We start from the raw sequence: 6,562 nt of genomic DNA, 5'->3' as shown, positions 1-6,562 counted from the left end.
GGGGGGGCGGCGGGTTCGGGCGCTCCGCGCCCGCCCGGCCCCGGGCGCTCCGCGCCCGGGCGGCCCTCCGGGCCGCTGGTGGGTGCCCACTCACCTATCGCTGCCGTCTCACCGAGGCGCCCACGCACTGCGCTCCGCGCAGCACGAGGGCGCCTTTTTTTTTGGGGGGGGGGGGGTGAAGCAGGGCAGAGCGCACCTGCCCGTGGTGGTGAGTGGAAAGAGAGCCTAGGAGGACGGGGCACTGCCCCGCAGCATCTGCTCCCATTCCCACCTCCGAACACGACCAGCCCCGCGGCCACGCCCTAGGTGTACCCGGGCAGGAGATTGGTAGCGCGGGGTTGACGTGAGGAGAGCCTCCGAGTGGGGTGTGGCTTGCCTAAGGCCCACATCCACCACGGAGGCTCCCATGTCTCACCGTAATGCCCGCACCACCGTCCACAGCAGACTCCTGATTGTGAGACGGCATCAATCCGGGATGCCCCAAGCCCACATCGCCGCAGCCATGGGCGTGTCTCGTAAGTGCGTGTCCCACTGGATCTCTCGCTACGAGAGCGAGGGCGAGGCCGGCCTCCACGACCGCTCCTCGAAACCACACACCACACCGACCCGCCCCCGTCCCGAGCTCGAGCAGCAGGTGCTCGAGCTACGCCGTACTCAGCGGCGGGGCCAGGACTGGATCGGTCCTGAACTCGGTCTGGCGCCCAGGACGGTAGGGCGGATCCTGCGCCGCCACCAGATGCCGTATCTGCGCGAGCTGGACCGGATCACCGGAGCACTCATCCGGGCCTCGAAGTCCACCGCGGTGCGCTACGAACGCAACCACCCGGGCGAACTGGTGCACATGGACGTGAAGAAACTCGGGCGGATTCCCGACGGCGGCAGGTGGGGGCCCACGGGCGCGGGGCGGCCAGCATCACCCGTGACCGCAGCACACGGGTCGGCTTCGACTACGTGCACTCGATGGTCGATGACCACTCGAGGCTGGCGTACTCGGAGATCCATCCCGACGAGAAAGGCGCCACCTGCGCGGGATTCCTGGCCCGGGCCGCGGCCTACTTCACCGGCCACGGGATCACCCGCATCGAGCGGGTGATGACCGACAACGCCTGGGCCTATCGGAAGTCGTTGCCGGGCTGGGCGCCAAGCAGGTGTTCATCCGACCGCACTGTCCCTGGCAGAACGGGAAGGTCGAACGCTTCAACCGCACCCTCGCGACCGAGTGGGCCTACCGGCGAGTCTTCACATCCAACGACGAACGCGCCACCGCTCTTGCCCCGTGGCTCGAGCACTACAACACTGGCAGGCGTCACAGCGCACTCGGAGGCCACCCACCCGTCAGTCGTCTGCGACCAATCTCGTGACCCAGTACACCTAGCGCGCTGCCATCACGCCCCGCCTCTCCAAATCTTCCGCGCCCACCAATTTGCGGTGATGAGCCCGACCACGGCCAAAGCCGTCTCACAGGCCACCAACACCCAGATACCAACCGCGCCCGTGTGGGCCGCGTAGACGCTCACCGTCACCAGCAGCGCCACCGCGCCCAGGACAGCGAGGACGAGCACGGGTGCGACCGCGAGGGCATTGGCATGAGCCACTGTCATGCGCCAGCCTTCTGCGCCGCCTCGTAGGCGTCCTTGATGTGCTGGTGGATCCGGCCGCGGTCGGAGACCTCGTATCCGTTGGCCTTCGCCCAGGCTCGGATTGCGGCGGTCTCCCCGCTACCGCTCCCCTGGCTGGTACGGGAGGTGGTACGGGCGCCGGCGTTCGACGCGACCTTGCGGGCCGCGCTGCTGTAGGGGGCCAGCGCTTCACGCAGCTGCTCTGCGTTGACGGTGCTGAGGTCGATCTCGTAATCCTTGCCCTCGAGACCGAAGCGGACGGTTTCTGCCGCTTCGCTGCCGTCGATGTCGTCAGTGAGGAGGATCTGAACGTTCTGCGCCATGTGCTTCTCTTTCTGTCAGAGGGATTGTTTCTGGGTCAGGTTATGCGGAGTGGGCCTGGTTGGCATATTCGGCAGCGAGTCAGGTTTCGATTCCGCGGGTGGTGGCCTTTTTGAGTCGGGTGACCTGCCGGTCAATCTGGGCCATCGTGCGGGCATTGCGAGCCTTGTGCGCCTCGGTAATGCGCCGGTACTGGTTCGCGCTCTCCAACACCGCCCGATAGTCCAGCAGCAGCACCAGGCGCCCACTGTGAGCCGACGGGTGGCTCTTCTCGAGGTCGCGTGTTCTCGTACCGGCGGTTTCCCGCAGGGCCGCGCGGAATGTTCTGAGCTACCGCCACGCGAGAGCTTGATCAATGAGGAGAGCGAACACCCTGAGAGCAATGAGCGCTGGGGTCACGCTGAGCGTTCTGTTTGCAGGCCAATTTATTACTTTATGCATTTCATGAAAGACAAAAGGAAGTGAAGGGGGCCGGATGTCCCCGGCCCCGCTTGTTGCGCCTGCCCCTTACCGGCTCTTGGGGATGAGCCGGTAGATCTTGTCAAAGCTCCACCGATAGGTGTCGTACCCGGCCCACGAGACGGTGATGGTCTTCCGGTTCACCCGGACGAGGCCGTAGGTAGCACCGTCCTGGTCCGGCACCGCGCACGCGCCCGCCAGCTCCACATGGGTGAACGGTTCGGGCTGGTTCTTCTCCAGGAACTCCACGCGCTGCGCTACCTGCTCTACATCGGCCTCCTGACGCTGAATTTTTACCCTGCGCTCGATGTCACCCTCCATGGTCGTGCCGCGAGCGCCGGGGGCATATTGGTCATGGCGGGGTCGTTGGGGACGGTGCCGAAGTCATCGCCCCGGTGTGCCCGGGGCCGTGGTCTGGAACGAGGACAACCGTCCCTTGGAGGACGAGTCGAGGCGTGGCGTGGGAGGTGTTGACGATGGCGGCCTGTGTCATGCGCAGTGTCGCCGGCGTCGACCGCGCCGTCGCCACCGTCGCCGGTATCCGGAACACCCTTCGGGTCGGGATGCTGCGGGAGCTGGATTACACCGTTCGCCTTGGCCGTCTGTGGCAGGCGAGCCGGTTCTCGCGCTGATGCTCGTGCACGAGGACTGAACGCCCCGGTCCGGCCCGCGAGCGCGGGCCGGGTTGTTCTTCCCGATCGGCATCCCCGCCCCGTGAGGAGTCGGATATGACCACCACCGTCACCTGCAGAGTGCTGCCTCGTCCTCCTGGCTGGTGACCCGGTGGTGGGCTGACTTCGGCGAAGATGCTTTCGGGTCTGGTTTCAGGGTTCCGGCTGGGGGTGTTTGGTGTCTTCTTCGTTCAAGTGGTGGGGCTCAGCTTTTCGAGGGTGGGTCGTTGGTGTCGAGACGTCTTCTGAGCATGTCGAGGCCCTTGCGGATCATCGTGCTGTATCCGTCTTCTGTGAGGGCTGCGAGTGCTGTCTGTCCCAGGTGGAGTTGCTCTCTCGCCCGTTCGATTTCCCCTTGGCGTCGGTAACCGTCGCCTAGGTTGAGGTGGAGGCTGGGGGCCATGCCGGCCGCTGAGGTGATGCCCACTGGGCGCAGGTCGTCCTGGTGGACTGAGGAGAACTCTTCCAGGGCGAGTTCGTCCCATCGCACTTCCTCGGTGAGGTGGGGTTGCAGATCGGCGAGGTAGTGGGCCAGAACGCAGCGTTGGGCGTGCTCGTCGGGGCTGCTGGATTCCCACAGTGCGCGAAGTCGTGGCGCCCCGCCGGTGGGGTCGCCCTCGAGGACGGTGGCAACAGCGGTGATGATGTCGTTCCAGTCGGTCATGGATCGACCTTAGGAGCGGGTGGGGGCCAGCGGCTTGGACGAATCGGATCCCTTCTCGCTTCACCGTGGTGCGGGGTGGCTGGCCGGCCGGGGCGGGGAAGTCTCGGATCGGATGCGGTTGGTCGCTGTAGTCCGTCGGAGCGGCGAGGTCGGCATGGCTTCCGGCCCGTCGGGGCTCCCACGGTGCGGCAGAGCGGTGCGAGGGCAGGATGCGCCGCACCAGTGCTGGTGGCAGGCCGAGATCGGCCGCGCACTGGTGGTGGGTCTGCCGGATGCTCATGGGCGGTTTCTCGGCGATCTGCTGGATGGTGCGATCAGCGCTGAGGCACTGCACAAGTCGGTGGGGGCGAGATGGGGCCGGCCGCCCCGCCGCGATCTCTGTGGTGGTGTCCGTGAGGGTGTCTGTCGCGGCGTGCGCAGGGGCGGGGTCGATCAGCTGCTGCTCGGTGTCGGCGGCCGCCGCTGGTCCCCAGAGGTCGGTCAGCAGGCACCGCCGGTCCGCCATCGCTGCAGCGGTGAGCCCGCGACGCTGCGTCCGTGAGTGGGCCTGATGCGCGCCCCTGCTACGGTGATCCCCGGCCGGGGCGGCGCCCAGGGGGCAGTGGTGGGCCCGAACCACCACCGTCGTTGCTCCACCCCGGCAATTCCGCTCCGGGTATCCGGGGGGGGCGGCGGCTCCCGTTCCTCTCCAGTGGTCAGGACATAGCCCAGATCACCCGCACCGTTGACCCATACCGTCTCCGGGCACTTGGCGGGGTACAGCTGCGGCCCCTCCCCTGCGCCGAAGTGTTGCTCCACGGCCCTGTTCTCTGTGCCTGTCTGCCATGGCTCGGGGACAAAGCGAACAGCGGCAGACGGCCTGGGTGTTGAGAGCGGGTCTTGATGCGAGGTCAACGCGGCCGCGCTCGAGCGTGGCGCGACCGGCAGCTGAGGTGCAGGCCTTCCCGGTCCACAGGGTCCAGGACCTCGGGCAGCAGGAGCTGGACAGCACCGAGCACTTCGATCGGCTGATCCGGCTGGGGTGCCAGCGCTGGCCGCAATGCCACCGGCGCCGTAGTGCTCGACGCGCCGAACCCCCCGTGCTAGCTGCGGCTTCTGGGCCGAGGCTGAGCCCAGGCCCACACACAGAGGGCCGGGCCGGGCCGGGCCGGGCTCCACCGCGCCACTGCGAGCGCCGGATGCGAACCACCTGCCGTGCTGAGCGCGTTGGTCCTCCCGGTCCCACTGCGCGGGGTCCTTCATGGATGGCTGCAGGACTCCTCCCGGCCCAGGCTGCGGCCACTGCCCCACCGGGCCCCGACCGGTGGCCCGGTTCCAGGCCCGCGGCCGCGGCATCGCCCCGCCCGCACACCGCAAGCGCCTTTCGGCACACCGCGGCCGCGACAGCCCCACCCAGTACCCCAAGGCACGGTGCTGGCCCCCGTCACCGCAGGGACCGTGGTGAGCACCTGGCGAGCGGCTCACGGTCGGATGACGACGTGGTCCAAGTGGTTCCGGGCGGGGGTGCTGACCGATGAGGTGGGCTCCTCCGAGCGGGCGCGGCAGGAGGGGCACCGGGCGATGCTCCCCGGTGTCGTGGTGAGGTCCCTGCTGTACATGGGTGTAGGAGTGGTCCTGGAGATCACCTAATGGATACCGCTCACCGTGAGCCCCGTCTTGTGCCTGTGCTTCTACAACAGCTCCTGGGGTGAGCGAGCAGCACGGAGGGCGTGGGTGGAGTGAACAGCCCCGCGGCCCCCGTGCGTTGCTGAGATCCCGGGCCGGCGCGCTTTCGACCCGTCCCGCTCCCCTCGATGCTCAGGGAGGGTCGAGAGGGGTCCTGGAGTGACGCGCATGGCGCCGCCGGTTGGCTCGCATCGTCGCTGTCGTGCCGAGGTCGGCCGGCACGGGAGAACCTGTCGGCAGGCAGAGGGCGGAGAACCATCTGAAGGGCCGTCGTCGCCAGGGCGGTGGGGATCACCACCGTCAGCCCGTCATGCCCCTGGGAGTGGGGCAGCCAGGCGATGAACAGCACCACGGCGAGGAGATCCACCAGAGCGAAGGCCCCGGAGAGGCCTTCGCCTCGAGGGCCGTCGGTCATCGGCTGCTCTCCTCCTTGGACCTGCCCACTCGATGGAGCAAGAGGCGCACTCGGACGAGGCCGAGGAGGATGCCGATGCTCCCCGGCGATGAGTGCCGCCACGACAGGTGCGCCGCCCTCGCCCGTCGTCATCAATCCCAGTGCCAGTGCCACGGTCATCGGGACGAGGAGCAGGAGCACACAGCTGACCCGGGGACCGGCGGGGTCCTGGTGCTGAGGCGCAGACGTCACCGGGGCTGCTGCTGTTCTTGAGCGCGGTGCACGGCCCCCCCCCCCTGCCAGCACGAGCAGCACAGTCGTCCCGGTCAGCGGCAGGCCCGCCCCGGGGCTGTACCGCAGGATCACCGCGGCCAACCCCGCGGCGCCCACTCCAGCAGCCAGCCCCGCGGCGCCCACTGCGGCGGTGAGGGGTGAAGCAGCACTGGTCAGCACCAGAAGAGACATCGCGAGGGCAGGGAACAACACCAGGCGGAGCACCAGATCCAGGGTGAGCTCGAACACGAACGCAGCTGCCCCTGCGATGGCGCTGCAGAGCACCCCGTACACGAACGCGTGCCCAGGACAGTTCTTGGCGGAGGTGATCGAGGACCCAGTGCTCATCGCCGGGACTCCAGGCCTGTTCGTGGCGCTGCTCTTAAATGCGGTGCACCCGGATCATGATTCCCTTCGGCGGTAGCGCCCCCCCCCCCCCCCCCCCCCCCCCCCCCCCCCCCCCCCCCCCCCCCCCCCCCCCCCCCCCCCCCCCCCC

6 protein-coding genes and 1 pseudogene are annotated in these 6,562 nt (G+C 68.4%); 3 read left to right on the top strand and 4 right to left on the bottom strand.

Going from position 1 to position 6,562, the window contains the following annotated elements; genetic code table 11:
- Nucleotides 1-406 precede the first annotated feature (406 nt).
- Nucleotides 407-1,361: pseudogene (locus RE027_RS17535) on the top strand (IS481 family transposase).
- Between the two features lie 236 nt (nt 1,362-1,597).
- On the opposite strand, the gene RE027_RS17530 reads toward RE027_RS17535, so the two are convergent.
- The 3 genes from RE027_RS17530 to RE027_RS17520 all read right to left on the bottom strand — a co-directional run bounded on the left by RE027_RS17530 (nt 1,598) and on the right by RE027_RS17520 (nt 2,720).
- A complete protein-coding gene (locus tag RE027_RS17530; protein ID WP_368809593.1) occupies nt 1,598-1,942 on the bottom strand; it encodes a histone-like nucleoid-structuring protein Lsr2 in 345 nt (114 codons plus the stop codon).
- Nucleotides 1,943-2,021: 79 nt separating this feature from the next.
- Nucleotides 2,022-2,177, bottom strand: coding sequence for a hypothetical protein (locus RE027_RS17525; RefSeq protein WP_368809592.1), 156 nt, complete (start codon nt 2,175-2,177; stop codon nt 2,022-2,024).
- Between the two features lie 270 nt (nt 2,178-2,447).
- Entirely contained in the window at nt 2,448-2,720 is a 273-nt protein-coding gene (locus RE027_RS17520; RefSeq protein WP_368809591.1) for a hypothetical protein, read from the bottom strand.
- 134 nt (nt 2,721-2,854) lie between these two features.
- Here RE027_RS17520 and RE027_RS17515 point away from each other — a divergent pair, with 134 nt between their 5' ends.
- Nucleotides 2,855-3,031 (top strand): hypothetical protein, encoded by a 177-nt coding sequence (locus tag RE027_RS17515; RefSeq protein WP_368809590.1) that lies wholly within the window; start codon nt 2,855-2,857, stop codon nt 3,029-3,031.
- 244 nt (nt 3,032-3,275) lie between these two features.
- On the opposite strand, the gene RE027_RS17510 is transcribed toward RE027_RS17515, so the two are convergent.
- On the bottom strand, nt 3,276-3,734 hold the full coding sequence (locus tag RE027_RS17510) for a hypothetical protein (protein ID WP_368809589.1): 459 nt from the start codon (nt 3,732-3,734) through the stop codon (nt 3,276-3,278).
- Between the two features lie 1,470 nt (nt 3,735-5,204).
- Here RE027_RS17510 and RE027_RS17505 point away from each other — a divergent pair.
- A complete protein-coding gene (locus RE027_RS17505) occupies nt 5,205-5,363 on the top strand; it encodes a hypothetical protein (protein ID WP_368809588.1) in 159 nt (52 codons plus the stop codon).
- Nucleotides 5,364-6,562: the final 1,199 nt, after the last annotated feature.

It is taken from the genome of Kocuria sabuli (assembly GCF_040981185.1).
Lineage (GTDB): Bacteria > Actinomycetota > Actinomycetes > Actinomycetales > Micrococcaceae > Kocuria > Kocuria sabuli.
This window is presented reverse-complemented; position numbering and strand designations above follow the sequence as displayed.

Excerpts from the sequence above, each read along its gene's own strand:
- RE027_RS17530 (WP_368809593.1), bottom strand. The coding sequence starts at position 1,942 with ATGGCGCAGAACGTTCAGATCCTCCTCACTGACGACATCGACGGCAGC.
- RE027_RS17520 (WP_368809591.1), bottom strand. The coding sequence starts at position 2,720 with ATGGAGGGTGACATCGAGCGCAGGGTAAAAATTCAGCGTCAGGAGGCC.
- RE027_RS17510 (WP_368809589.1), bottom strand. The coding sequence starts at position 3,734 with ATGACCGACTGGAACGACATCATCACCGCTGTTGCCACCGTCCTCGAG.
- RE027_RS17505 (WP_368809588.1), top strand. The coding sequence starts at position 5,205 with ATGACGACGTGGTCCAAGTGGTTCCGGGCGGGGGTGCTGACCGATGAG.